The 1,628-nt window shown below is 65.3% G+C and carries 3 protein-coding genes; all 3 read right to left on the reverse strand.

Annotated elements, in window-relative coordinates; all coding sequences use genetic code 11:
• Positions 1-417 precede the first annotated feature (417 nt).
• Positions 418-618: a cold-shock protein gene (locus HCN51_RS57645; RefSeq protein WP_020546479.1), complete on the reverse strand. Its 201-nt coding sequence runs from the start codon at positions 616-618 to the stop codon at positions 418-420.
• Positions 619-861: 243 nt separating this feature from the next.
• Positions 862-1,137, reverse strand: coding sequence for a MoaD/ThiS family protein (locus tag HCN51_RS57650; RefSeq protein ID WP_043633550.1), 276 nt, complete (start codon positions 1,135-1,137; stop codon positions 862-864).
• Positions 1,138-1,161: 24 nt separating this feature from the next.
• The coding region (locus HCN51_RS57655) for a threonine synthase (protein WP_168022218.1) at positions 1,162-1,628 on the reverse strand (467 nt) is incomplete at its 5' end.

Below are 1,628 nucleotides of genomic sequence, written 5' to 3' on the forward strand. Positions count from 1 at the left end.
GTCAAACGCGATCATCTTGGCTGCCATAAGGCTAGACCTCCCAGATGCAGGGTGGCTTGTCGTGGACCGAGCCGACGCCCGCGACGGCATGGGTCAGCATCTCCGTTCGGCAGACCCCATCGTCTCGATCCGGTGTTGGCACTCTGCTGCACAGAGTGCCAACGAACTGTTTAGCACTCTACCCTGCCGAGTGCAAGCGAACGCCACCCTGCCCGGCATTACCGCCCAGGTCAGTCCGCCGTTACGGCGAGCCGCGCCGGCATCACCCTCGCCCGCCGCCCCGAGCACCCGCGCGGACGGTCGGTACGGCGAGCCGCGCGGAGCGGCCCGCCGCACTCGAGTCGGCGAAAGAGAGGTGACGGTTCACACGGACTGCGTTGCCGTGCGTTCCCGCCCGGTGCATACCAGCGGTTACGTTCAGACCGCGCGGACGGACTCCGCCTGCGGCCCCTTCTGGCCCTGCGTGATCTCGAACTCGACACGCTGCCCCTGTTCGAGAGAGCGGTACCCGTCCATCAGGATCGCTGAGTAATGGACGAATACATCCTTACCACCGTCTACCGCGATGAAGCCGTAGCCCTTGTCCGCGTTGAACCACTTGACGGTGCCCTGCGCCACTTCCGACTCCTCTTACTGGTCTCCCAGATCTCGCCCATTCCTCCGCGGGACCTGTAATCGTATGACTTAAGGGAAAAGCAGCCAGACGATCGCCCTCGACCATACCTGTGGCACGGGGTTTGGCAACAGAGTCAATCCGCAAACTGCCTATTTCTTCGCAGCGCGGGTCGTTCAACGTTGAATTGGCCTGGAAAAGGAGAAGGCGCCCACTAGGGGCGCCTTCAACGGGGTGACCTCCGGGGCTCAGCCGCCCGCGACGGCCGGGATGATGGAGATCTGCGTGCCTTCGGGGGCGGGAGTGTCGAGCCCTTCGGCGAAACGGACGTCCTCTTCCCCCACGTAAACGTTGACGAAACGACGAATCTTGCCCGATTCATCCAGAATTCTCGCGCCGATCCCCGGGTAGTCGGAGTCGAGCTTGGCGAGCACGTCACGAAGAGTCGCGCCTTCGCCACTGACCTCCGCGTTCCCCCCGGTGTACGTGCGCAGAATGGTGGGAATCCGCACAGAAACGCTCATGGTTCAAATCGCCTTTCCTGGTTGTCAGACAGTCGCGCGGAACGCGTCGAGAGAGGGCTTGATCACGGCGGTCGGCTCGACGGCCTCGCCGGAGAGCACGTCGAGCGTCTTGAGGCCGTCGCCGGTGTTGAGCACCACGGTCTCCGCCTCGGGGTCGAGCACCCCGCTCTCGGTGAGCTTCTTCAGCACGCCGACGGTGACGCCGCCGGCGGTCTCGGCGAAGATGCCCTCGGTCGAGGCCAGCAGCTTCATCGCGGCCACGATCTCGGCGTCCGTGACGTCCTCGACGCCGCCTCCGGTGCGCCGGGCGATGTCCAGCACGTACGGCCCGTCGGCGGGGTTGCCGATGGCCAGCGACTTGGCGATGGTGTCGGGCTTGACCGGCTGGACGACGTCGTGGCCGGCCTTGTAGGCGGTGGAGACCGGCGAGCACCCGGCGGCCTGCGCCCCGAAGATCTTGTACGGGGTGTCCTCCACGAGGCCCAGCTTCA

This window comes from Nonomuraea composti (assembly GCF_012034275.1).
Taxonomy (GTDB): Bacteria; Actinomycetota; Actinomycetes; order Streptosporangiales; family Streptosporangiaceae; genus Nonomuraea; species Nonomuraea composti.

What these genes read in the sequence shown, in the direction of transcription:
- HCN51_RS57650 (WP_043633550.1), bottom strand. Translation starts at nt 1,137, where the DNA reads ATGAGCGTTTCTGTGCGGATTCCCACCATTCTGCGCACGTACACCGGG.